Origin of the sequence: Rossellomorea aquimaris, from assembly GCF_020172085.1 — a bacterium.
Taxonomy (GTDB): Bacteria; Bacillota; Bacilli; order Bacillales; family Bacillaceae_B; genus Rossellomorea; species Rossellomorea aquimaris_E.
The window spans coordinates 88,893-113,176 of sequence record NZ_JAIVAT010000005.1 but is presented as its reverse complement, the minus strand read 5'-3'; the positions used below and the strand labels follow the sequence as shown (position 1 = coordinate 113,176).

21 protein-coding genes and 1 riboswitch are annotated in these 24,284 nt (G+C 40.0%); of the genes, 17 read left to right on the top strand and 4 right to left on the bottom strand.

Features of this window, described 5'->3' with window-relative positions:
• Positions 1-115 precede the first annotated feature (115 nt).
• From LCL96_RS10780 to LCL96_RS10770, 3 genes are all read left to right on the top strand, one after another.
• The gene (locus LCL96_RS10780; RefSeq protein ID WP_224941484.1) at positions 116-1,171 is read left to right on the top strand and encodes a M42 family metallopeptidase; all 1,056 of its coding nucleotides are present in this window, start codon (positions 116-118) and stop codon (positions 1,169-1,171) included.
• A gap of 185 nt (positions 1,172-1,356) precedes the next feature.
• Positions 1,357-2,832, top strand: coding sequence for a UDP-N-acetylmuramoyl-L-alanyl-D-glutamate--2,6-diaminopimelate ligase (locus tag LCL96_RS10775; RefSeq protein WP_224941483.1), 1,476 nt, complete (start codon positions 1,357-1,359; stop codon positions 2,830-2,832).
• A 122-nt stretch (positions 2,833-2,954) separates the two neighbouring features.
• Positions 2,955-4,037: a GGDEF domain-containing protein gene (locus LCL96_RS10770; RefSeq protein ID WP_224941482.1), complete on the top strand. Its 1,083-nt coding sequence runs from the start codon at positions 2,955-2,957 to the stop codon at positions 4,035-4,037.
• Between the two features lie 29 nt (positions 4,038-4,066).
• Here LCL96_RS10770 and LCL96_RS10765 read toward each other — a convergent pair whose 3' ends face one another.
• Positions 4,067-5,284, bottom strand: coding sequence for a NupC/NupG family nucleoside CNT transporter (locus LCL96_RS10765; RefSeq protein ID WP_224941481.1), 1,218 nt, complete (start codon positions 5,282-5,284; stop codon positions 4,067-4,069).
• Positions 5,285-5,455: 171 nt separating this feature from the next.
• On the opposite strand from LCL96_RS10765, the gene LCL96_RS10760 reads away from it, so the two are divergent.
• The 4 genes from LCL96_RS10760 to nhaC all read left to right on the top strand — a co-directional run bounded on the left by LCL96_RS10760 (position 5,456) and on the right by nhaC (position 10,774).
• Positions 5,456-5,689 carry a YueH family protein gene (locus LCL96_RS10760; RefSeq protein ID WP_224941480.1) on the top strand — a complete coding sequence of 78 codons (234 nt, stop codon included), beginning with the start codon at positions 5,456-5,458 and terminating at the stop codon, positions 5,687-5,689.
• 160 nt (positions 5,690-5,849) lie between these two features.
• The gene (locus LCL96_RS10755; RefSeq protein WP_224941479.1) at positions 5,850-7,418 is read left to right on the top strand and encodes a peptide chain release factor 3; all 1,569 of its coding nucleotides are present in this window, start codon (positions 5,850-5,852) and stop codon (positions 7,416-7,418) included.
• Between the two features lie 329 nt (positions 7,419-7,747).
• Positions 7,748-8,650 carry an EAL domain-containing protein gene (locus tag LCL96_RS10750; protein WP_224941478.1) on the top strand — a complete coding sequence of 301 codons (903 nt, stop codon included), beginning with the start codon at positions 7,748-7,750 and terminating at the stop codon, positions 8,648-8,650.
• 717 nt (positions 8,651-9,367) lie between these two features.
• Entirely contained in the window at positions 9,368-10,774 is a 1,407-nt protein-coding gene (gene nhaC, locus LCL96_RS10745; protein ID WP_224941477.1) for a Na+/H+ antiporter NhaC, read from the top strand.
• 64 nt (positions 10,775-10,838) lie between these two features.
• Here the strand turns inward: nhaC and LCL96_RS10740 are convergent, their stop codons facing one another.
• On the bottom strand, positions 10,839-11,711 hold the full coding sequence (locus LCL96_RS10740) for a hypothetical protein (RefSeq protein ID WP_224941476.1): 873 nt from the start codon (positions 11,709-11,711) through the stop codon (positions 10,839-10,841).
• Between the two features lie 196 nt (positions 11,712-11,907).
• Between LCL96_RS10740 and LCL96_RS10735 the strand changes: the two genes are divergently transcribed.
• The 7 genes from LCL96_RS10735 (at position 11,908) to LCL96_RS10705 (ending at position 21,332) form a co-directional block, all read left to right on the top strand.
• Entirely contained in the window at positions 11,908-14,997 is a 3,090-nt protein-coding gene (locus tag LCL96_RS10735; RefSeq protein ID WP_224941475.1) for an efflux RND transporter permease subunit, read from the top strand.
• A gap of 112 nt (positions 14,998-15,109) precedes the next feature.
• The gene (locus LCL96_RS10730; protein ID WP_224941474.1) at positions 15,110-16,198 is read left to right on the top strand and encodes an SDR family oxidoreductase; all 1,089 of its coding nucleotides are present in this window, start codon (positions 15,110-15,112) and stop codon (positions 16,196-16,198) included.
• Between the two features lie 200 nt (positions 16,199-16,398).
• Positions 16,399-16,866 carry a hypothetical protein gene (locus tag LCL96_RS10725; protein ID WP_397550048.1) on the top strand — a complete coding sequence of 156 codons (468 nt, stop codon included), beginning with the start codon at positions 16,399-16,401 and terminating at the stop codon, positions 16,864-16,866.
• Positions 16,867-16,928: 62 nt separating this feature from the next.
• Positions 16,929-17,024, top strand: a riboswitch (yybP-ykoY riboswitch).
• Between the two features lie 99 nt (positions 17,025-17,123).
• Complete coding sequence (locus tag LCL96_RS10720; protein ID WP_224941472.1) at positions 17,124-17,903, top strand: TerC family protein; 780 nt, start codon at positions 17,124-17,126, stop codon at positions 17,901-17,903.
• Between the two features lie 229 nt (positions 17,904-18,132).
• On the top strand, positions 18,133-19,344 hold the full coding sequence (locus tag LCL96_RS10715) for a DUF5667 domain-containing protein (protein WP_224941471.1): 1,212 nt from the start codon (positions 18,133-18,135) through the stop codon (positions 19,342-19,344).
• A gap of 141 nt (positions 19,345-19,485) precedes the next feature.
• Complete coding sequence (sigI, locus tag LCL96_RS10710) at positions 19,486-20,241, top strand: RNA polymerase sigma factor SigI (RefSeq protein WP_224941470.1); 756 nt, start codon at positions 19,486-19,488, stop codon at positions 20,239-20,241.
• Positions 20,238-21,332, top strand: a complete 1,095-nt coding sequence (locus tag LCL96_RS10705) for an anti-sigma factor domain-containing protein (protein WP_224941469.1) — start codon at positions 20,238-20,240, stop codon at positions 21,330-21,332. Before sigI ends, LCL96_RS10705 begins: the two co-directional genes overlap by 4 nt.
• Positions 21,333-21,420: 88 nt before the next feature.
• Here the strand turns inward: LCL96_RS10705 and LCL96_RS10700 are convergent, their stop codons facing one another.
• The gene (locus tag LCL96_RS10700; RefSeq protein ID WP_034763616.1) at positions 21,421-21,621 is read right to left on the bottom strand and encodes an alpha/beta-type small acid-soluble spore protein; all 201 of its coding nucleotides are present in this window, start codon (positions 21,619-21,621) and stop codon (positions 21,421-21,423) included.
• Between the two features lie 266 nt (positions 21,622-21,887).
• Here LCL96_RS10700 and LCL96_RS10695 point away from each other — a divergent pair, with 266 nt between their 5' ends.
• Positions 21,888-23,240: a TrkH family potassium uptake protein gene (locus tag LCL96_RS10695; protein ID WP_224941468.1), complete on the top strand. Its 1,353-nt coding sequence runs from the start codon at positions 21,888-21,890 to the stop codon at positions 23,238-23,240.
• 62 nt (positions 23,241-23,302) lie between these two features.
• On the opposite strand, the gene LCL96_RS10690 is transcribed toward LCL96_RS10695, so the two are convergent.
• Positions 23,303-23,827 (bottom strand): hypothetical protein, encoded by a 525-nt coding sequence (locus LCL96_RS10690; RefSeq protein WP_224941467.1) that lies wholly within the window; start codon positions 23,825-23,827, stop codon positions 23,303-23,305.
• 151 nt (positions 23,828-23,978) lie between these two features.
• Here LCL96_RS10690 and LCL96_RS10685 point away from each other — a divergent pair, with 151 nt between their 5' ends.
• Both LCL96_RS10685 and LCL96_RS23440 read left to right on the top strand, forming a co-directional pair.
• Positions 23,979-24,137: a hypothetical protein gene (locus LCL96_RS10685; RefSeq protein WP_224941466.1), complete on the top strand. Its 159-nt coding sequence runs from the start codon at positions 23,979-23,981 to the stop codon at positions 24,135-24,137.
• Positions 24,137-24,262 carry a hypothetical protein gene (locus tag LCL96_RS23440; RefSeq protein ID WP_263628152.1) on the top strand — a complete coding sequence of 42 codons (126 nt, stop codon included), beginning with the start codon at positions 24,137-24,139 and terminating at the stop codon, positions 24,260-24,262. The genes LCL96_RS10685 and LCL96_RS23440 overlap by 1 nt, the downstream gene beginning before the upstream one ends.
• Positions 24,263-24,284: the final 22 nt, after the last annotated feature.

The window sequence follows — 24,284 nt, the reverse complement described above, 5'->3', positions numbered from 1 at the left end:
AAAATTTGTAAGGGAAAGAGGGCAGGAAACAGAGTTCATTCGATGGAATATTCGGTAAACAGTATTTGTAGTCATCTGGTGAATGAAGGTATAATAAAAGAAGGGAGGGAGTCAAATGAATACATATCCAGATACTAAGAAAACCATACAATTGATAAAGGAGCTTGTGGAGATCCCAAGCCCTTCAGGCAATACCAATAAAATTATGAACTATGTTGAAGAGTATCTTTCTGATTCAAATGTGGAGATGAAAAGGAATCGAAAAGGTGCCCTCATCATCACCTTACCGGGGGAAGACACAGAAAGGCATCGAATGCTGACGGCACATGTAGATGCACTTGGTGCCATGGTCAAGGAAATTAAGAACGATGGTCGGTTACGGTTATCCATGATTGGAGGATTCAGGTGGAATGCAGTTGAAGGGGAGTACTGCCAGATTGAAACATCTTCAGGCAAAACTTACAGTGGAACCATCCTCATGCATCAAACATCCGTTCATGTATACAAAAATGCAGGTGAAGCGAAGCGTGATGAAACAAATATAGAGGTCCGGATTGATGAGAAAGTCCAAAATGCCGGAGAAGTGAGGGAACTGGGCATTGAAGTGGGTGATTTTGTATCTTTCGATCCCCGTGCTGAAATCACGGAGAGCGGATTTATTAAGTCCCGACATCTAGATGACAAAGCGAGCGTCGGCATGCTCATGCAATTAATACGTCACATTCAATCAGAGGGCATAACGCTTCCATACACGACCCATTTCTTGATATCGAACAATGAAGAAATCGGTTATGGGGGGAATTCGAATATTCCAGAGGAAACGGTTGAGTATTTGGCAGTCGATATGGGGGCAATCGGTGATGGGCAATCTACGGATGAGTATACCGTCTCCATTTGTGCGAAAGATTCAAGTGGACCTTACCACTACGGACTTCGCAAGCACCTCATTTCACTGGCAGAAGAACATGGCATTGACTATAAGGTGGATATTTATCCTTATTACGGTTCCGATGCCTCAGCGGCAATCCGTGCAGGATTTGACATCGTCCATGGTTTAATTGGAGCAGGTATCGATGCTTCTCATGCTTATGAACGTACACATGAGTCGTCGATTCTTCATACTGAAACATTACTTTGGCATTATGTGCAATCAAAAATGGTGATTGAATAATGAAGCGGTCTTCCAACTTCCGTCATACGGGTGTTGGGGGGCTTTTTTGGTTTCAATTATACGGAGTATGGGTAGGTGACATTTGTGTGAGAAAATTTAGTTCATAGTTTAGGAGGTATTTCTCTTATCAAACCTGAGATGATAGGATAAAATAAAGACACAATTAATTAAAATGAGGTATAAGAATGATTACATATAATCTGTTAGAAAGCATGAAATTAAAAACGGTTTACGGTGAACTTCCTTCAGAAATAAGCGCTATTCACGTCGACTCAAGGAAAGTGACTGATGACACCCTATTTGTATGCACCAGAGGGTACACGGTGGATGGCCATGACTTCGCTGCCATGGCGGTTGAAAAAGGTGCCACAGTGATTGTGGCAGAAAAACAGCTGGATATCGATTTAAGTAAAGCAGCACTAGTCGTAGTAAAAGACACATTTAAGGCGTTGGCCCAATTATCGAATAAATTTTACAACTATCCTTCACAGAAGCTCACGGTGTTCGGTGTTACCGGAACCAATGGTAAGACTACAGTCAGTAATCTGATCCATTCTATGCTGAAGAGTGCCGATCAGCGCTCTGCATTATCAGGTACCATCGGCTTTAACCTCGATGGGGAGATGCTTCCAAGTGAAAACACGACATGCGATAATCTAACAAACCAAGAGATGATGCAAAGTGCGTTAGATAGGGGAATAGATAACTTCACCCTTGAGGTATCCTCGCATGGTTTAGCTCTTGGCAGATTGTGGGGAATCGACTTTGATGTTGTCGCCTTTACAAATCTGAGTCATGACCATTTGGATTATCATGGAACGATGGAGCATTACGGTTATGCTAAAGGCCTGTTATTTTCCCAATTAGGTCAGGATCTTCAGAATCCAAAGTATGTCGTATTGAATGCAGATGATGAATGGTACGAACGCTATAGCTACATGACCCCCCATGAAGTCATCAGCTACGGATTAGAAGCACATGCAGATTTCAAGGCAGTGAATATTGAATATTTCAATGATTTAACAAGGTTCACGTTGAATTCACCAGAGGGTAGCTTCGATGTAGAAATGAAGCTCTTAGGAAAATTCAATGTGTATAATGTCTTGACTGCTATGGCATGTCTATATGCTAGAGGAATGGAAATATCGAAGCTGGTAGAGATTGTCCGAGAACTGCCTCCTGTAAACGGACGAATGGAGAAAGTGGAAATGAAGGCGCCGCTCTCAGTGTATATCGATTATGCCCATACTCCTGATGCCATTGAGAATGCCATTCAATCCGTTCTTCCTTTCAAGGAGAATAAAATCATCTTCCTGGTCGGTACGGGTGGAAACCGTGATAAGACAAAACGTCCTACCATGGCAGAAAAAGCATCGCTTGCAGACTATGTCATCCTCACGACGGATGACCCGAGATATGAAGAGTACGACAGCATCCTGAACGATCTGGAGAAAGGGATGCAGCACAACCAATATGCCCTCATCGGTGATCGTGCTGAAGCCGTTAAGCATGCCATTGAAGTAAGCGAACCAGGTGATATCATCATCTTTGCAGGAAAAGGACATGAAGATTATCAAATTATCGAAAATACGAAATATCCTCATAGCGATAAACAAATCGCTGCTGAAGAAAGCAAGCAGAAGTATGGGGTAACTGAATAATCTTTCAAGAAGAATAGACCAATATGACACATGTTGGTCTTCTTCTTTTATATCGGGATGGACGAAATTCACAATCTTTGGTAAATTTAAATTATATATTAAAAGATGAAAGAATGAAGCGTATGAAGTTTTCATTATATTTGAATGATTATCAAACAGAAAAATTGTTTTCCACATTGAGGTGGCTTTTTTTAATCATTGCCACACTCATTTTTTACATTCCACCATTTACAGAAAATATTACGACGAACAAAGCCATTTTTCCCTATTTATTAGTATCAGGTGCCATTTATATGTTGGTGACCCAAATAGCACTGATAAGGGTAAGGGGAGACAAAAGAAGTCTTCCGTTCATTCTGAAAGCGGGAATCGTTTTTGATTTTTTTGCACTGATCTGGTTGATGTTTTTGTCAGAAGGTATACATAGCCCGCTCTATCCCATCTCCATATTATTCGTTATGCATGCTACGATTTACTGGAGGACGAAAGGTGCCTTGATCTCACTAACTGTCTTTAGTATCGCCTATGTTGTGATGGGGCTTGTGACAGTGGATATGACTGAATTTCAACACTATTTCACGTTGACATCCAACCTGTTTTTTCTCTGGATCATTGGTTTGTTCGGAGCATTAATCATGCTGAGGGAGCGGGCTCAGTATGTTCAGAAAGAAGCCTATCATCATCTTGCACATAAAGACTATTTATCAGGATTATTTAATCATCGTTCCTTCCAGGAAAGATTCAGACGCAAGCTGGAGGATAATGAATCCTTTATCTTATTTCTTGGAGATATAGATGATTTCAAAAAAGTGAATGATGAGTACGGCCATTTAACAGGGGACGAAATCATTCGGAAGGCTGGGGAAATCTTTGATTTGCATGCGGAGGCATATAATGGACAGGCTTTCAGATATGGTGGGGAGGAATTTGTCTTTCTCTTGCCCTACATGGATGAACTTACCATCCGCAGGTTCCTGAATGAGTTATACGCACAATTAAAAAGATTGGAGCCGATTCCGATTTCCATGAGCTTCGGACAATCTCAATCAACCGAAACCCTTGAACCTGAAAAATTGATTGCACTTGCGGATCAAAGACTCTATGAGGCAAAGGGGACGGGTAAAGGGAAAATCTGTCTGGCCCATGATAAAGTGTTCATACCCGACTTATCCGTTACACATAAACAAAAAGAAGCGTTCCTTTGACGGATCGCTTCTTTTTTAATACATAGGGATTATATGAACATTCCTGCAATGGCAGCACTTAATAATGAAGCAAGTGCACCTGCAATGACCGCTCTAATTCCTAAACGGGCAATATCAGCTCTGCGGTTTGGTGCGAGATTTCCAAGTCCACCGAGTAAAATCCCCAGGGAAGAAAGATTCGCAAATCCACATAGTGCAAATGAAATGATTGCTACTGTTTTATCGGAAAGATTTCCAATTTCCGGTGCGAAAGCAGAATACGCAACAAATTCATTTATGACAAGCTTCTGACCAATGAAGTTTCCTGCTGTAATTGCTTCATGCCATGGTACACCGATGGCAAATGCAAGTGGTGCAAAGGCATAGCCAAGAAGTAGTTCGAGTGAAAGTCCATCGAATCCGAAAATTCCTCCTACTAATCCAAGTAATCCATTAATTAAAGCAACTAGGGCGATGAACGCAAGCAGCATGGCACCGATATTTAGAGCCAATTGAAGACCAACGCTCGCACCGTTTGCCGCAGCATCAATCACGTTGGCAGATTCCGAATCCGCTTCCATTTCAAACGCTTCAGGTTCAGGAGAGTCATCTGTTTCAGGCACAAATAACTTGGCCATTACAAGACCTGCAGGAGCAGCCATGAAACTTGCAGCAAGTAAGTATTCCAAAGGAACACCTAATAGAGAATAACCTACTAGGACAGAACCTGCTACGGATGCCAATCCTCCCGTCATGACGGCGAAGAGTTCTGATTCAGTCATTTTGGATAAGAAAGGTCTTACGACTAAAGGAGCTTCTGTTTGTCCTACGAAAATATTGGCAGCGGCAGACAATGATTCCGCTTTCCTTGTTCCCAGCAGTTTAGATAACCCGCCACCTAAAATCTTGATGAAAAATTGCATGATCTTAAGATAATAAAGAACTGAAATTAAAGCTGAGAAGAAAATCACGACAGGAAGGACATTAAATGCAAAAATGAACGCAATGTTCGATTCCTCTGTGTAAAGGCCACCAAAAAGGAAAGTGATCCCCTCATTAGAATAATTGATGATGGCATTCACCACTTCGGTCAATCCTTTAAGAGCTTCCTGCCCCCAAGATGTCTTTAACACGATAAAAGCGAAAAATAACTGTATAGCAAGCCCACCAAGGACTGTTCTGAAATTAACCCGCTTCTTGTTTTTAGAAAATGCAAAAGCAATTCCCATAACGACAATGATACCCATGATACCCCATAAATATTGCACGTCTTTCACCTCTTTGATAAGTATGATTGAAACTTGATGCTTTCGGAATTTTATTTTACAATTCTTTCAGACGTCTGACAACCTACAATTGCAAGATTTGTCGAAAGTTGTACGGACAACATCGCTAATAGTATGCGCAAATACAGCGTTTTCATGAAAGGGGATACAAAAATGAAGATCAGAAAAAATTTTTTGGAAGGCTTGGAACAAAAAGTATATATTTATGAAAATAAGAAAGAAGAGTTTTTTGTCATTGCTGTTCCCGACATAGAATGGTCGTATTCTTTTAGGTATGAGGAGGATTCTATCCAATCAAAATTAGTTCATTCATTAAAAGAACGTGTATTTGAAGAAGCCGCTGTTTCATTAAGTTCACGAATCATCCAGTGGACTACAGAAATGTAGTGGCTTTTTGCCCCTAATAGAAACCTCTATAGTGTCATAGGAAGATGCACCTTCCGAGTTCGTCTACAGTATTCATTCGCACCCTACTGATTCTTTGTTGCATTGTTACTTTAGAACGAATATGATGAGAAAGTGAGAATGACGAGAAAGGATTTTATGAATGAAAATAGACTTTATACAGGAAGTTCAATCTAGACGGACTTTCGCCATCATTTCCCACCCGGATGCAGGGAAAACAACCTTAACAGAACAGCTTCTTCTATTTGGCGGAGCAATACGCGCTGCTGGAACGGTTAAAGGAAAAAAATCAGGAAAGTTTGCTACATCTGACTGGATGGAAATTGAGAAACAGAGAGGTATTTCTGTAACTTCTTCTGTCATGGCATTCGATTACAATGATTATCGGGTGAACATTCTGGATACACCGGGTCACCAGGACTTCTCTGAAGATACGTATAGAACGTTGATGGCTGTTGACAGCGCAGTAATGATCATAGATTCAGCCAAGGGGATTGAAGCTCAAACTCTAAAGCTTTTCAAAGTTTGCCGTATGAGAGGCATTCCGATCTTCACATTCATCAATAAGCTTGACCGCCAGGGACGTGAACCGTTGGAATTATTGGAAGAGCTTGAAGAGGTATTAGGCATTCAATCATATCCAATGAACTGGCCGATTGGAATGGGTAAAGAATTTTTAGGGATTTATGATCGTTTCCATAATCGGATCGAACAGTTCCGTGTAGAAGAAGATAATCGCTTTATCCCTTTAAATGAAGAAGGAGAAATAGAAGGGGAGCATTCTCTTAAAGAAAGCAACCTTTATCATCAAACCCTGGAAGATGTATTACTCTTGAATGAAGCCGGCAATGAATTTTCAAGGGAAAGGATTGCCAATGGGGAACTATCACCTGTGTTTTTCGGGAGCGCATTAACGAATTTTGGCGTACAGACATTCCTGGAAACGTATTTGGAATTTGCACCTTCTCCCCAACCAAGGAATTCAGACGCTGGGGAGATCGAACCGACAGCACAGGATTTCTCCGGATTTGTTTTTAAGATTCAAGCCAATATGAATCCTGCTCATCGTGACCGTATAGCGTTTGTACGCATTTGCTCAGGGCAGTTTGAGAGAGGGATGACAGTGAATCTTTCCCGTACTGGAAAGTCGATTAAGCTTGCCCAATCCACTCAATTTCTTGCAGATGACCGCAGTACGGTAAATGAAGCAGTAAGTGGGGACATCATTGGGGTTTATGACACAGGTACGTACCAAATCGGTGATACTCTCGTTCAAGGTAAGCAGGGCTTTCAATATGAAAAGCTGCCTCAATTTACCCCTGAGCTTTTTGTCAGGGTTACTGCTAAGAACGTGATGAAGCAGAAGCACTTCCAAAAAGGAATCCTTCAACTTGTTCAAGAAGGGGCCATTCAATATTATAAGACCAGGACGGAAGATATCATCCTTGGAGCAGTTGGCCAACTTCAATTTGAAGTATTTGAACATCGTATGAAAAACGAATATAACGTTGATGTAAAAATGGAACCAATCGGATCTAAAATCGCCCGATGGATTGAAAATGAAGAAGATGTGAAGGAGTCTATGTCTAGCTCCCGAAGCATGTTAGTGAAAGATCGTCACGAAAATCTTGTATTCCTATTCGAAAATGATTTCGCTATGAGATGGTTTAATGATAAAAACCCGGATATTCGACTATACAGTCTGATGTAAGCTGGTTTTAGCACCCCTCCTGTCCCAGGAGGGGTGTTTTGTTATTGTGAAAAACATTTTATTACTATTTACTCTTCATTACCAGCTTGCATCCCTCCATTTTACTACAGTTAATGATAATAATTGGTGTTTAATGGGTTTAAAGACTTACTATGTGGGTATGGGTATTAAATGCTTCCAATCGAAAGAGAGTGTGATAATGAATGGAGTACGCTTGTTCGAACTGCGGTGTACAGATGGAATATTATGAAAAAGGTTTTTTTTTCTTACATAATGAACAACCTCATCCTGTTCCATTGGCAGATGCATATCAAATATCTGAAGGAGGCATGTATGAATATCAATATGATACTCTGGATGAACTGTACGATAGCCTGTCAGACATGGAACCGATAATGATAAGAGACGGATGGACATGCAGTATTAATTGTTCAGCACAGCCTGGTATCTTCATGCCTTCAAGAGAATTCATGGATTTGATTCGATATAGAGAAATGGTAAAGGTCATTCAAAAGGGAGAATTTAAGAGTCATCTTCAGCCAATCATCGCATTAGAGGATTATAGTCTTTTTGGATATGAATCTCTCTTGCGTCAAGAGAATGACAAGAAGAAGTTCAATCCAGCAGAATTATTTAAAGCGGCTACTCGTACAGGATTTCATTCCATGTTAGACCAGAAAGCGAGGAAATCAGCGATTGAGTGCAGACAAGGTCAGGTGGCTCCAGGTACGAAGAGCTTTATCAATTTTCTTCCGTCCACCATTTATAATCCTGAATTCTGCTTACGCCACACGTTCAAGATTGTGGATGAATGTGGTGTAGATCCAAAGGATCTGGTATTTGAGGTTGTTGAAACAGAAAAGATAAAGGATGTTGATCATTTGCGTTCGGTACTAGACGTATATAAGAGGGAAGGAATGAAGGTAGCCCTTGATGATGTAGGTTCAGGATTTGCAACGGTTGACATGCTAACGCTGCTGCAACCTGATTATGTAAAAATTGATCGCTCATATATCAAACATTGTGAACGTGATGTACAAAACCAGGAATTTTTACGTAAAGTAATGAAGATTGCTGGTGACTTAAATATTTTGGTGCTGGCAGAAGGTATTGAAAGAAAAGAAGAACTGCTCTTTTGCAAAGAAATAGGCATCCACTATGGACAAGGATATTTTATAGGGAAGCCCCATTCAGAGGCGATGGCACCATTTACAGAGTCTCAATACGCTTAATATATGAAGCTGGGGCAAAAGTGTTTTAGTCAAAGTGAAATCCAAACGATTTTTCGAAATTCGAAATTCGAAATCGTTTGGATTTTTGATTGTTTTGACTTAAGAACACTTATGTATGCAGCAAGCTCTAGCTGTTGATTGGAGTGCAAGACGAAGACTCGTTCCGCCCGAGGAAAGCGAAGTCTTGCACGGAAATTAACAGCGGTGTAACAAGTGATCCTATAAAGGTAATGTGTAAAGATAGTTCGTCTTTAGATTGGATATATTCAGAAATATCCGAGCCTCTTTTTGAATAAAGAGACCTTGACAAATGAACAGAACATGATAATATACTACTATCAATTACTTTAATGCATAAAAGCTTAAAAGCGTTTAAGAGTAAAAGATACTCTTGACGATCAATCACATATTCATTGTCTTAAACAACGCAGTAGGAAAAAGTTGAACAGCAACCAGAGACTGGACGCAAGGTGGAAGTTCAGGTTGACTTATTTCTGAATTACATTGTTTATAAATCCTTTAAAGGATTTATCAAGAGACAACCTTTATGAAGTGGGGATAAATAGTAAGTCAGTGGATATTTTCCATGGCATATATTTATTTCAATTAGGGTGGTAACGCGGAGAACTCTTCGTCCCTATCAGGGGATGGAGGGTTCTTTTTGTTATCTATTTTCATTCAAACAACATAACTCAACAATGATAAGGAAGTGTTACGATGTTAAACATTAAAAGTGTCCATAAACCTGCTGTTCCGGAAGCAGCCGCTGTATTGCTGGCTGTACTCGGGATCATCAGTATCAGTATAATTGGGGTTGGATCGGTTCCACATATCCCGATCATCCTCTCCCTATTCTTTTTAATGGTTTATGGCCTTCTCCGCAAAGTCCCATTCAAAGAAATCGAACAGGGAATGATAGCAGGTGCACAGGGCGGATTAGGTGCCGTTCTATTATTTTTCTTCATTGGACTCCTGGTGAGCAGCTGGTTGATCAGTGGTACCATACCTACGTTAATGTATTATGGATTTGAATTTGTCACTCCGCATTATTTTTATGCCATCGCCTTTTTGCTTACGTCCTTAAGTGGAATAGTGATTGGAAGCTCATTGACAACGGCTGCAACCATCGGTGTTGCGTTGATTGGGATTGGTGAGGCTATGGGATTATCCATGGCCATAACAGCTGGTGCTATTGTTTCAGGTGCCTTTTTCGGTGATAAGATGTCCCCGATGTCGGATACGACCAACCTTGCGTCTTCCATTGTCAAGGTGGACCTCTTTACCCATATTCGAAATATGGCATGGACCACAGTACCCGCCTTTTTCATTACGCTGCTTGTGTTCGGTGTCTTGTCACCAGGGAATGGCAATATCGATTTGGCACAGCTGAACGCATTACAAGAAGGGTTGAAGCAAACGAATCTTATCCATTTGTACAGTTTAATCCCTGTCTTATTGCTTGTTGTACTTATTGTATATAAAGCACCGGCATTATTTACTCTTGCCATTACGATAGCCGTCTCTGTGTTACTATCTTTTTTACATGGGGCGTTAAAGATTAATGAACTCTTTCAAGTGTTATTTTCAGGATATACGTCCAGGACAGGAGTAGAATCCATCGACTCTCTTTTGACTAGAGGGGGAGTGGACAGCATGATGTTCACCGTTTCCCTTGTCATTCTTTCTCTGAGTCTAGGAGGATTACTATTTAAACTTGGGATCATCCCTGCATTATTAAATAAAGTGTCCTCTGTCATTCAATCGGGACGCAGGACTATTCTCTCAACTGCATTATCGGCTATTGGTATCAATCTTGTAGTCGGGGAGCAATACTTATCCATATTATTGACGGGCGAAGCATTTCAATCTCAATATAAGAAGTTGGGAATTCATCCAAAGACACTTTCCCGCACATTGGAAGATGCAGGTACAGTCGTAAACCCACTTGTCCCATGGAGCGTTTGCGGTATTTTCCTGACAGATGTATTGGGCGTTTCAACCATGGAATATTTACCGTTTGCGGTATTCTGCCTTATCTCACCAGTCATTACCATTCTATACGGGTTCACAGGCTGGACGATTGAAAGAGAAGAAACTGGAAACAATCCCGCCATTACGAATTGATATAGATCTTGAATAGAAAAGGACTGTCCGTTTGAATCAATCTCACCTCTAACAGGAAGTTGATTCACTTATAGGACAGTCCTTTTTTATGGAATTCAAATTTCGTATTAAAATACTGGCTGTAACAATAACTACCCGCAAAAATCATGGAAAAATGGAAAAGTGGGAGAGTAAATAGCAGCAAGGGGCTTTCCATGATCAGCACACCATCCTGTACCATGAAAAATTCAACGGTAAAAAGAAAAAGGACGCTCCATAAAGCAAATTTCCAATCACCATTTCTAAAGTAAATCAGGAGGCTGTAAAAGTAAGTGGTGAACCAGATATAAATGGCATTGCCTGCGATTAAATCCCTGACAGGGTTAGAAAAATGGTTCAATGGAATGATATACAGGTTCAAAAGGGAAGAAAGAACCCAGGCGAAAGATAGAGTGATGGTGGAGAGTGCAAAGAATAAGGTGATAAATTGGATATAATGATTTGAACGATCCCCTAGAAACCTCCACCACGACTTGGCCAGTAGGACAGAAATGATGAGGAAAAAGGATGTGTAATAGGATTCCCACCAATGATGTTCGTATAGGTCTGTGTGGATGAACCAGGTTTCAATTAGGAAAAATACGCTGATGATGATAAGAATACGGCTTATAGTCAGCCTGTACAAAACAATATATGTGATGGCAACTGGAACAGAAAATGCTTGAGAGCTAATGGACCCTAAAACACTATCATTGTAATTATTCGATAATATATGGGGATGATACGTATAGCTGTTGAATAGGACAAAAATGATGTATTCGAATACGTATGCCAACCCGGAAATAAATAGCCAAAATAAAATGATTTGAGCTGACAAATAACGGTTCTTAACCACCATAAAAGATAAAACGAAAATGCTGAAAAGACTAAGGAAAACAAAGGGAACCCAGTTCGCCATTATCATACTCCTTACATAACAGTATAAAAATAGTGTACACAGATGGGGTGGAATTATTTATGGCAAAGAAAATAAAAAGTTATTTTTTTCCTTAGACGCTTAAATATTGAAGGATCTTCCTGAAGAGACTATAGTTAACAGTAACTGCTTCCATAACATAATAAATTGGAATAGATAAAGAAAGGGGAGCACTCCATTGAAGATTAGTGATTTTTCCATACGCCGTCCTGTATTCACCATTATTACCATGCTGCTTATCCTTATCCTGGGAGGGGTGTCCCTTCTGAAGATACCCCTAAAACTCATTCCGGACCTCAATCCTCCAGTAGGGGTCGTAGTCACCAATTATCCTGGAGCGGGTCCTCAGGAAGTGATGGAAAAGGTAACGAAACCCCTGGAAGAAAGCTTATCAACCCTTCCCGGGATGAAAAACATTCAGTCGACTTCAAGGGAAGGTTCCAACTTCATCCTCTTGGAATTTACGTGGTCAACTTCCATCGATGATATAGAAAACGATGTCCTTCAAAGATTGGATCAGACTCCTCTCCCGGATGGAGCAGAAAATCCAAGATTTCTAAAATTTGACCCTGCCCAGTTTCCGATCATCCAATTCTCCTTGAGGGAAGAGGGGAACGAGAGTAATTTAAAGACATTATCAGAGAAATTGAAATTGGAACTTACGAGAGTCGAGGGTGTAGCTAACGTTAATGTCTCAGGGTCGTTAAAAGATGAAGTGGTTATTGAATTGAATCAGCAATCTCTCAAGGATCATCGTTTGAGTCAGGAGATGGTCGTTAATACCATTCGTGCAAACAATGTGACTGCTCCCGGTGATACGATTGATACAAATGGCCAAACCTTGACGACAAGGGTATTAAGCAAATTGCAGTCTGTGGATGAATTAAAGAAATTGGTTCTCCAAGTGAATCCTCAAACAGGTAAGAAAATCACGCTTTCAGATGTTGCAACCGTTGAAAAAAGACAACAGGATATGGATACGATCACGCGGGCTAATCAAGAGCCGGCCATATTGTTCAGTGTATTGCAACAATCCGACGCAAACACGGCTTCTGTATCTAAAGCATTTCAAAAAGAGCTCAATCGCCTCCTCAAGCAAGATCAATATCAATCGATTAAAGCGGATGTCTTATTCGATCAGGGTGATTATATCACCCAAGCTATCGGAAATATCGCTAATTCCCTCTTGATAGGCGGAGCTTTTGCGATGCTTGTACTCTTTCTGTTTTTAAAGAATGTAAGAAGTCCTCTCATTATCGGGGTAGCGATTCCTTACTCTGTCATCGTTACATTCGTTCTTATGTTCTTTGCCGATTTCGCATTAAATATCATGACACTCGGAGCACTTGCTCTTGGGATAGGGATGCTCGTGGATAATGCGATTGTCGTCATTGAGAATATCTACCGCCACCTGTCCCTTGGTAAAAGCGCAAGAGAAGCGGCTAGTATTGGGGCAAAAGAAGTAGGGGGAGCCATTACGGCCTCAACTCTTACGACGGTTGCTGTATTTCTGCCGGTTGTTTTCATCTCTGGATTACTCGGTGAACTATTCACCGAATTCGCCTTGACCATCTCATTTAGCTTGCTGGCTTCACTCGTTGTAGCCTTAACGGTTATTCCGATGCTGGCTAGCAGATTATTGAAAAAACCTAAAGGAAACCTGGAAGCAAAACGAAGACGGTCTAAAAGTAGAAAGAATTTCGCTCGCTCTGTAAAGTGGGCGCTACGTCACAGGTTCATCGTGTTGTTTATCACACTCATTACTCTAGTGGCAGGTGGTCTGGGACTTACGACAGTAGGAACTCAGTTTTTGCCGCCTACTGATGAAGGATTTTTCAACATGAGGGTCGAACTGGGAAATGGTGCATCTGTTGACGAGACCAACAAAGTGGTAAAAGCAATTGAAAAAGAATTAAAGAAGGAAAAAGATGTTGATGTATTTGTCAGTCTTGTCGGGACGACCCAGGAGGAATCTTTCAGGGGAAGTACGAAAGGGAATATTGCAGAGGTTTATGTGAAAATGAAGCCTTTAGAGGAGAGGAATAGGTCGATTTTTAATTTTGCGGATGAAGTGAAGCCTAAAGTGGAAAAGGCAGCACAAAAAGTTAATAAATCAGCTGACGTTTCATTTAATCTACAATCCACTTCAGGTTCAAGTCCTCAAACCTTAACGTTTAATTTAAGGGATACGGATCAGAATCGTTTGGATAAAGCAGTGAATAAATTATTCTCTTCATTGAAAGAGATGAAGGATGTTTCCGAAGTTTCGACAGATCAGATGGAAACGGTAAAAGAGGTTCAAATGAAGGTGAATCGAGAGGAAGCTCTTCGACAGGGATTGGCCCCAGCTCAGATCGGGACCCTCGTTCAGGATGTCACACGGGGGGTGCTGACAACTCAGATGGTCACGGAAGATTCCGATGTCATCAATGTACTTGTACAATATGACCGGAATATCACGGAGAATCTTGATTCATTAAAAAAGCTCCTCATTCCAAATGGTCAGGGAAAGTACATTCAGTTGAATTCCGTCGTAGACTTTTCGATTGAAGATGGACCTGTCAGCATTCAGAGGATCGATCAGCAGCATGCCGTACAATTTACACTGAAGTATACATCTGAAACCAATCTTGGTGCGATTTCCAAGGCAGTTGATGAAAAGATCGAATCTTTGGATCTACCGAACGAAACCCTTGTTTCTTTCAGTGGAGATCGGGAGCTACTAGAGGACTCCATTGACGACATGGCACTTGCACTTGGACTGGCCATCGTTCTAGTATACATGGTGATGGCTGCACAATTTGAATCATTTAAGTATCCGTTTGTCATCATGTTCACCGTACCGCTCATGGTCATAGGAGTAGCTATCGCTCTTAGCATTACGCAGACACCTATCAGTATTTCAGCCATCATTGGAGTGATTGTTCTCGCGGGAATTGTTGTCAATAATGCGATCGTCATCGTCGATTATATCAATCAGCGTAAAGAATCCGGGACCAATAGCTTTGACAGTATCGTGGAAGCTGTGCAGGACCGCGCAAGACCGATCTTCATGACGGCCTTAACGACTATTCTAGGTTTATTACCTCTCGCTCTTGGTATAGGAGAAGGTACAGAAATCAATCAACCGATGGGGATTGCCGTCATTGGTGGACTCATCAGTTCTACATTATTAACGATATACGTCATCCCGATTGTATATAGCTTCTTTGACAAAGAGACGAGAAGAATGAAGAAGCATAGAGGAACATATCAATATAAAGAATAAAACACACAACCAGAGTTAACCCGAATGCTAAGCAACGCTTCAAAGAAAATGAGGCGACTTAGTAGGGTTAACTCTTTTTTTAGAAAAATAACCTGAGGGAGAGGTCAGCCAAATGAACAAAGGGGTATATTTTATCACGGGATTTCCAGGGTTTCTAAGTTTAAATATTGTAGAGGAACTGCTTAGACAGGAGAAGGTTTTAAAAGTGTACTTACTCCATCTGAACTCAATGACCAAGCAAGCAGAAGAAGGTATACAGAAACTAAGGTCATTATCCCAAGGTGAACTGATCCTTGTGGAAGGTGACATTACAAAACGGGATCTCGGTATGTCTGCAGATAATCTCTCAAGGGTGCGCAATGAAGTCGAATATGTCTGGCATTTAGCAGCCCTGTATGATCTTGCCGTTCCTAAAGAGCTCGCCCTAAAAGTCAATGTAGAAGGAACTCGCCAAGTGAACGATTTCTGTCAAACCCTTTACCTTTTAAAGAGATATGTGTACTTTTCCACCGCATTTGTCGCTGGATCTCGTGAAGGTGAAATAATGGAAAATGAATTGATCTATCCAGTACGATTTCATAACTACTATGAACAGACGAAATATGAGGCAGAGGTTCTTGTGGAGAATGTAAAGGACAAGCTGCCGGTCAGCATCATTCGTCCGGGAATTGTGAAAGGAAATTCGAAGACAGGAGAGACCATTAAATTTGATGGACCATACTTCATCATGAATATGTTTAAACGATTATCCTTTCTCCCATGGATACCCTATCTGGGTGAAGGCAGATCCCATATAAATATTGTCCCTGTCGAATACGTTGTAAGGGCATCCATCTACCTTGGTCATGAAGAAATAGGCAAGGGAAAGACATATCACCTTACAGATCCGGAACCTCTCATGGTAAAGGAAGTGTATGAGAAGATCTTATGGCAAATGCTGAAAAAGAAGCCGAGAGGAAATATTCCGCTGTCCCTTACTAATTGGGCACTTCGCATTCGTTCCATACGTCGGTTCTTAGGGGTTGAAAGAGAAGCATTGGATTATTTCACACTTCAAGGGAGATTCGATTGTCAAACGGCCCAACAGGATTTAGAAGGCTCATCGATTCAATGTCCAACCTTTGACAGTCAAATCGAAAATATGGTGGCCTTCTACCTTCAGCATTCTTCCAATGAGCATTTACATGTGAAAATTAATTAATATTAAATGTTGGATGGATACATTCAATCAGGGAGCCGTAATAATTGGGAGAGATATGGTAAAAATAAGAGGAGAAGCATCATTAGGAGGAATCTCAAGATGTCACTTTCCCTGAAGCAACATCCAGACAGATACATACACATCCATAACTCAAAGCGCTATGCTGGGGACCTATGTCACCAATTATTCAGTTCCAAGGGATGCACATGAAAGCATCCATAACCAAATTAGAAGGAATCCTTTGGAGTATCGCCCTGCCGGGTTTTCCTCAATTGCTTGTCGGTTTGTGGTTTAAGGGAGCGCTGTTCGTCATACTTGAGATCATCATCAATGTTCAAAGTCATTTCAATCTGGGAATCATGTATAGCTTTTTGGGGGATACACATAAAGCAGCCAGTGTCATTGATTATCAATGGTTGATGTTTTATCCTTGTTTATATATGTTTGCTATGTGGGATGCTTATAAGCTTGCTGATGGAGAAGAGGCAAGGTACAGCTTTTTGCCTTTTGTTATGTCTGCCTATATGGTGACAGTGGGCCTTATGTATTCACCAAAGGTTTATCTATTCGGAAAATTTATCGGTCCGATTTTTTTACCCATACTATTCGTGATTCCCGGAGTCATCCTGGGGTTTATGTTTCGTTCCATCCTGATCCGCTTTAAATAAATCTTATATCTTTACGAAAACTTCTTTATGAGTTAGAATACATGTATACAAATTAACGTTTTCTACCTGTCAAAGGGGAGTAGCTATAGGTTTTATACCTAAACAAAGTCGTCAATTCATGGAGTATTCCATCGGCTTTGTTGGCATATCCGTATGCTAAGCAAGACCTTTGCCTTATTTAGGCAAGGGTCTTTTTATTTTATAAAATTCCTTGCCTATTGGAAAACTAACTATGTGAATAGGGAGGGACTAAAGGTATGGATGCTTCAATGTTATTGGAATATGGATGGGTCCTGCTGATATTGGTAGGTCTTGAAGGGATTTTAGCTGCGGATAATGCGGTTGTTATGGCTGTCATGGTCAAACATCTTCCTGTGGAACAAAGAAAAAAAGCACTTTTTTATGGTCTTTTAGGGGCATTTGTATTCAGGTTCGCGGCACTATTCCTCATTTCTTTCTTAGTCAATGTGTGGCAGGTACAGGCAATCGGGGCCATCTACTTATTCTACGTGGCCATTCACCATTTCGTTAAAAAGAGAAAAGATACTGGGGCAGTAGAGGCAGAACCATCAAAGGGATCGGGATTTTGGACTACGGTACTTAAGGTAGAGCTTGCTGATATCGCATTTGCGGTTGACTCGATGCTGGCGGCAGTTGCCTTAGCCGTCACTCTTAAACCGACAGGCTGGTTTGATGTAGGGGGAATAGATGGAGGACAGTTTATTGTCATGTTCCTCGGCGGCATCATTGGTTTAGTGATTATGCGATTTGCAGCGACATGGTTTGTTAAATTGCTGGAGAAATACCCTACTTTAGAATCAGCAGCCTTCTTAATTGTTGGCTGGGTTGGAGTGAAGCTTGCGGTATTTACCCTTGCCCATCCTGATGTAGCCATACTGGATCATCATTTCCCAGAATCTAAAGCATGGAAGCTTGTATTCTGGAGTGTCCTGATCCTGCTTTCTGTAGGAGGATATTTATTATCCAGAAAAAAAGCAAAACAGACAGAAGAAGAAGTAGAAGCCAAAGCAGAATAAACTTTATCAAAAGCTAACGTGTCACATTCACGTTAGCTTTTTTTTTTTTGAGAAGTTAAAAGCCTTTAAACAAAGGATTCCGTAGTGAATTTCTCTACTTACTCGCACTTCTTTAAAAATCATTTTCAATTTTTATTGTGAGAAACCCCCTCAAAAAAAATCTTCAATACGTAACTCCTTTAATAAGGCGATCGATCGGCCAAATACTAATAACTCAAGAGGTGTACATATGAATAAACAATCTAAAATCATGAAATCATCATTAGCTGTTATTGTAGCAAGTTCCATTACCTTTCCAAGTACATTCGCGTTTGCAAACTCGAACGACGAAAACTTCGATACAATCAAAATGGAACAAGAGAACTCAACATCTAATACAAACGTTGCTGTGAACGACGATGCTATGTTGAATTCAGCAAAGAATGAAATCGAAAAACTGGAAGAATCTACTGAGACGCCTTCCTTACTACCTGGTGACTTTTTCTATTTTGCGAAGTTGGCTATTGAAAAGATTCAGCTCGCCTTTACAATGGATGATGCGAAAGAAGCAAAATTATTAGCTGGTTACGCTGCAGAAAGATTGGCAGAAGTAGAAGCCCTATTTAAAGATGGTAAACAAGAAGATGCCATCGAAGCCTTGAATAACGCAATTGAGTTAATTCAACAATCTGAAGATCAGTGGTCTGACGATGAAAGTGAAAAAGATTCAACGGAGGAAGGAAACGGAGAAACTGATTCTGATAAATCCGACGTGGAAGATGGTTCAGAAAATGCAACTGATGAAGATTCTGTAAAAGAAGAAAAATCAGATGATAGTGAGACAAAAGAGCAAACAGAGGAAAAATCAGACGATAGTGAGACAAAAGAGCAAACAGAAGAGAAATCAGATGATATGAGTGACATGGAAGAAATGATGGCTCAAAACATCCTATCTCTTAAAGCGAATTTAGAAAAAGTACAAAACCCTAAAGCTAAAGCGGCTCTACAGAAGAATATCGAAAAGAGCTATAAGAAATTAGCTGAAAAACTAGCAAAGATAGAAGAAAAAGCAGCGAAAAAGGCTGAAGCTAAAGAAGAGGCTGAATCTGAAGAAAAGACAGAAGCTGAAGAAACAACAGTGGAAAACTCTGAACCAGCAGAAGTTGAAACAGAAGAAACAGTAGAACAAAGTACTGAAACGACAATTGATGAAACGGAAAAACAAGAAGAAACAGTAAAAGTCACTCCACGTGTAGAGAAAAAAGAAGCGAAAAACGAATGGAAAACTCAACATAAAGAAGCAAAACAAGAAGCAAGAAAAGAACGAAAAGAAGAGAAAACAGAAGCAAAAGAATACCGTCATGAGCAAAAAGAAGAAAAGAAACATCATCAAGAATCAGCTGAAAAACATCAGCACGGTGAAAAAGGGCAAGAACACGGTAAGGGTCACCATAAAGAATAATCATCCATGATCTCATGGTAGAGGCTGAACGTTATTGTCATATCAGTCAGAAGAGGGTTGTCATTCAGCCCTTTTCTCCCTAATATCCTTTTACATTCAATATCTTATGAGTATAATAGTGTGCAGGATGGGGTGAGGCTGATGCTAAATGTAGTACTATTTCTACTCGCAAAACAAAAGAAAAAGCAAACGTTGGAAGAGATAGCGATTCATATACAAAATGGGGATCAACAATTATTGAACGAAGTACTTGAAGACTATAAACCATTTATTAAGAAAACGGTATCTTCCGTTTGTAAAAGGTTTATTTATGAAAGTGACGATGAATTCAGCATTGGTCTGATTGCCTTTCATGATGCTATCTTAAAGTATAACCAACAACGTGGCGCCTCTATCATTAGTTTTTCCGAAGTGATCATTAAACGGAAAGTGATCGATTATATCAGGAAAAATGGAAGGTATCAGGATGTTAGCATTGATATGAGTTTGGGTGATGAGGGTGAAGAATCTTCCAATTTGACGATTGATCAAATTGTATCTGTGGAGGAGTTCGAAAAGCAGGAGGAAGCGAATAAGAGGCGTGAAGAGATTCTGTCTTTCCAAGAACAACTGGCACACTTCAAGCTATCCTTTCATGAGCTTGTCGAACAATCCCCTAAGCATGAAGATGCGAGATTGAATGCCATTGAAATCGCCAACAAGGTGGTAAGCTCAAAGGAAATATTGGATTATCTTATAGAAAAAAAGCGGTTACCAATCAAAAAATTAGAGAAGCAGGTAAACGTCAGCAGAAAAACCATTGAGAGAAACAGGAAATATATTATTGCTATTTCACTGATCCTTATTGGGGATTATATTTATTTACGGGATTATTTAAAAGGGCGGTTAGAGATATGAAACAAGGGATCATTATGGAAATCAAACGGGATATCCTGATTATGATGACACCAGAAGGGGAGTTTCTCAAAGGAAGAAAACAACCCGATCAACAGTATTCTATAGGGGAAGAGATACCATTCTTTCCGCTGCATAAAGAATCCTCAGATTCTAAACCAGTCCTCAAATGGAATTGGAAAATATCGACTTCATTGCTCACAGTCCTGGTTCTCATCATTGCCGTGCTTTCAAGTGCGATGATCCAAAACAATCGGGCTTATGCCTATGTATCGGTCGACATCAATCCCAGTATGGAATTAACTTTGAACAAAGGGCAGGAGGTAATCGAAATCAAGCCATTCAATGATGATGCCAAAGTCCTTATAAAAGAACTTCCTCATTGGGAGAATGAAGATGTGGGAAAAGTGACAAAGGAAATCCTTCTGTTAAGTGAAAGACTTGGGTATCTAAAGAATAAACAAGATGTTTTGATCACTTCCTCGTTCCTTGATGATACCGATCGCAATAAAGAGAATGAATTACTGGATGAGCTAAATGAGTTTGTCGAGGGTTACAGTTCCGATCATCACACAAACATCATCGTAAAGGAAACTTCCAAAGCATTTAGGGAAGAAGCAGCAGAGAAGGGCATGACTGCTGGTTCCCTCATTCGAGAATCTGAAAAAAATACCTATCGCACTATCGAACCTGTTAAAAATGAGAATTCGGGTATCAAAAAAGAGATAGAAAAGCAAGAGTCGAATACGGAAGATAAAAACTCCCATGAAGAGAACCAAAAGGTGACACCATCAGTAAATGATAAGAATCAAAGCACAGGTAAACCCGAGGGTCTCCATAATGATGCTCATACTAAACGTGAAAATCCTCAACCTGGTAAGAATGATGAAAAAGAAAAACCTGATAAGCAAGAATACAGGGATCATTCTCAAAGTCATAAAGAAAACAGAGGACACCATCAATCAAATCATGATGACAAGGATTATTCACATAGTAAAGAGAATCAGGATCATAGCAAGCATGATGAAAATGAAAACAGAAAAGAAGAAAAGAAAGAAGATCATGAGGAAAGAAAAAATAATCGAAAAGATTAATGATCCTGTCAAAGACTCATTCTAGGAATGGGTCTTTGTTATTGCATGAAAAGGGTAGCTGGTATATTCCAGCTACCCTGATGCCATATTATTTAGTTTGTTGTCCAGTTAGTTGAGACTGAGCTTGTTTAACGAGGCGTTTTGTGATTTCTCCACCAACTGATCCATTAGAGCGTGCTACTGTATCAGATCCAAGCGTCACACCAAATTCCTGAGCGATTTCATATTTCACTTGATCAAGGTATTGTTCAACACCTGGAACAAGTAACTTATTTGAACTTCTAGCCATGGTCGGTTTCCTCCTCACCAGTATATTTGAAACAATGAATGTTTCAGTAGTCATATTATTTGTATTACCTAAGGCGAACATGAATGGTAATATTTCGCCGAAATTGTATTGTTTGCATAGATATGATAAATCATACTAGTGATTGGTTTAATCGGCTATGAATAAAGGAAGAATAAACATGAAAGAAAATATTCAATTTTCCTTTCATTCTTCAGCTATATTCTTTAAGATAGAAAAGGAAATAACGTTGAAAGGGAAATACATATATGTGGTATAAGCTTAGATACAATCTAAATAAATTAACACCTGCACAAGTCATCGTCACGTATTACTTTCTTGCCGTGACGATTGCGACGATCCTGCTCAGTCTTCCCTTAGCTCATAAATCAGGGGCAGAGTGGAATTTCTTAGATGCGATCTTTACAGCTGTCAGTGCTGTAAGTGTAACAGGGCTCACCGTTGTGAGCACAGTAGATACATTCAATACGACAGGTATCTTCATCTTAATGTTTGTGCTTCAATTTGGCGGGATTGGAATCATGACACTTGGTACGTTCTTCTGGTTGATCGTGGGAAAAAAGATTGGATTGAAAGAACGACGACTGATTATGACCGATCAGAATCAAACGAGCCTTGCAGGATTGGTCAGTCTGTTAAAGCAGATATTACTTTTGATCATCTTTATCGAAATGGTAGGGGCGTTTATTTTGGGTGTCTATTTCTTAGGTTATTATCCAACCTGGCAGGAAGCCTTTTTACAAGGATTATTTGCCTCAGTGAGTGCAACAACAAATGCCGGATTTGATATTACAGGACAGTCCCTCATTCCTTATGCGAATGACTATTTCGTTCAATTCATCAACATCATTTTATTAACGTTGGGTGCAATTGGATTTCCTGTTCTGATAGAGACCAAAGATTATTTAATGAGTAAACAACGAAATAGGCATCACTTTTCTTTATATTCTAAGATCACTACCGTTACATTTTTTGGGTTGATGCTGTTTGGGGCATTAGTCATTTTTATCTTTGAATATAACCGCTTTTTTAACGGTATGGAGTGGCATGAAGCATTCTTTTATGCATTCTTCCAATCAGCCACGACCAGAAATGGTGGACTTGCTACGATGAACGTGGCCGAGTTCTCATCTCCCACTTTGTTGGTCATGAGTGCCCTTATGTTCATAGGGGCTTCACCCAGCTCTGTTGGTGGCGGAATCAGGACTACAACTTTTGCCCTTAATATCTTATTTTTGTTTCATTTCGCAAAGGGAAATCAGACAATCAAAATTTTCAAGAGAGAAATTCATCAACAAGATGTTATTAAATCCCTCGTCGTGACGATGATGGCGATTTTTATCTGCTTCTTATCTGTGATCATCCTGACATTCACTGAGGATCATTCCATTATGGAGATTGTCTTTGAAGTGGCGTCAGCATTTGGAACGACGGGATTATCCATGGGAATCACCTCAGAATTATCATCTGTTGGAAAATGTGTCATCATAGCGTTAATGTTTATCGGTCGGGTGGGAATACTCTCATTCCTCTTTATGATAGGTGGAAAAGAGAAGACAGCGAAATACCATTACCCAAAAGAGCGGGTCATTATAGGGTAATGAACTCCTTTTTAAAACGATGCTTCAAGGAGCATCGTTTTTTGTGTCTTAGATGCGCTACTTTATTTCAATGCCGAATACGGTACGTCAAAGTAAAGGAAAAGGAATAGGATGATGGGAAAAGAGATGAGCCAACCTAAAATCGGGTTTTTATGGTGTACAATCAGTACTGTGAACATCATAAGATTAAAGAGAATATCCCAACTGAAACCCCACCCGTGATGGTATGTCATCATTCCCAGGACATGGGAAAGACCTTCTGTCACTCCATAAATTCCTGTCCACAGTATAATCCAGCATAGCTTCAAGAAATTTGAATTGGGAAGCCTGCCAATAAAAATGGCGATAGTCACCGTATACTGAATGACCATTTTACTCAATGAAATAATGGTGTGATTCAAATAAAGGGAATCGTCAATCGGAGTGACAGTGCGGAATTCCCACATGGAGTAATCATACAGAAGAAACTGGGAGAGTAAATCCCCAATAATAAAAAATAATAATGTGGGATAATAGCTTAAGAAATCTTTCCAATTGCCAAATCTCCATCCTAAAATAGCGTAAGCCAGCAAAAAAATTAGTATCATGTCATATCCTCATTCGACCCTTTTCCCTTAGTTTCCGGATTAACCATTGATTTATTCAACTTTTTTCATTGAACGGAAGGAATGCCTGTATTTAGAAGAATGGAATAAGGACAAAGGGGAAAAATAAGGTCAACAAAGGAGATGAGCCATTTTGAAAAGAAAAGCACAGTATAATGCAGCAGAAAAAAACAATCAAACTCCACTTAAAAATAAGCAGGAGACCGAATTCTCAGCTGAATTCACTCAAGGGGAAGATCCGGCAAAAGGAAAGAATCGAAATTCTTCAAGAGGGAAAAAGGGAAGAAGCTGATGAAAGATAAAAAGCAGTCTTTCCGGGAAGAATTTGGTCAGGAATTTGGCGACGTTAACGCAGCCAAGATTATTGAAGTGACACAAAAACAATCCAAAACACAAGAAACAAAGAAAAAATGTTAAGCGATTCGCTTAACATTTTTTC

Coding starts and splice junctions, on each gene's coding strand:
- LCL96_RS10780 (WP_224941484.1), top strand. CDS start 116: ATGAATACATATCCAGATACTAAGAAAACCATACAATTGATAAAGGAG.
- LCL96_RS10775 (WP_224941483.1), top strand. CDS start 1,357: ATGATTACATATAATCTGTTAGAAAGCATGAAATTAAAAACGGTTTAC.
- LCL96_RS10770 (WP_224941482.1), top strand. CDS start 2,955: ATGAAGTTTTCATTATATTTGAATGATTATCAAACAGAAAAATTGTTT.
- LCL96_RS10760 (WP_224941480.1), top strand. CDS start 5,456: ATGAAGATCAGAAAAAATTTTTTGGAAGGCTTGGAACAAAAAGTATAT.
- LCL96_RS10755 (WP_224941479.1), top strand. CDS start 5,850: ATGAAAATAGACTTTATACAGGAAGTTCAATCTAGACGGACTTTCGCC.
- LCL96_RS10750 (WP_224941478.1), top strand. CDS start 7,748: ATGTATGAATATCAATATGATACTCTGGATGAACTGTACGATAGCCTG.
- nhaC (WP_224941477.1), top strand. CDS start 9,368: ATGTTAAACATTAAAAGTGTCCATAAACCTGCTGTTCCGGAAGCAGCC.
- LCL96_RS10740 (WP_224941476.1), bottom strand. CDS start 11,711: ATGGCGAACTGGGTTCCCTTTGTTTTCCTTAGTCTTTTCAGCATTTTC.
- LCL96_RS10730 (WP_224941474.1), top strand. CDS start 15,110: ATGAACAAAGGGGTATATTTTATCACGGGATTTCCAGGGTTTCTAAGT.
- LCL96_RS10725 (WP_397550048.1), top strand. CDS start 16,399: ATGCACATGAAAGCATCCATAACCAAATTAGAAGGAATCCTTTGGAGT.
- LCL96_RS10720 (WP_224941472.1), top strand. CDS start 17,124: ATGGATGCTTCAATGTTATTGGAATATGGATGGGTCCTGCTGATATTG.
- LCL96_RS10715 (WP_224941471.1), top strand. CDS start 18,133: ATGAATAAACAATCTAAAATCATGAAATCATCATTAGCTGTTATTGTA.
- sigI (WP_224941470.1), top strand. CDS start 19,486: ATGCTAAATGTAGTACTATTTCTACTCGCAAAACAAAAGAAAAAGCAA.
- LCL96_RS10705 (WP_224941469.1), top strand. CDS start 20,238: ATGAAACAAGGGATCATTATGGAAATCAAACGGGATATCCTGATTATG.
- LCL96_RS10700 (WP_034763616.1), bottom strand. CDS start 21,621: ATGGCTAGAAGTTCAAATAAGTTACTTGTTCCAGGTGTTGAACAATAC.
- LCL96_RS10695 (WP_224941468.1), top strand. CDS start 21,888: ATGTGGTATAAGCTTAGATACAATCTAAATAAATTAACACCTGCACAA.
- LCL96_RS10690 (WP_224941467.1), bottom strand. CDS start 23,827: ATGATACTAATTTTTTTGCTGGCTTACGCTATTTTAGGATGGAGATTT.
- LCL96_RS23440 (WP_263628152.1), top strand. CDS start 24,137: ATGAAAGATAAAAAGCAGTCTTTCCGGGAAGAATTTGGTCAGGAATTT.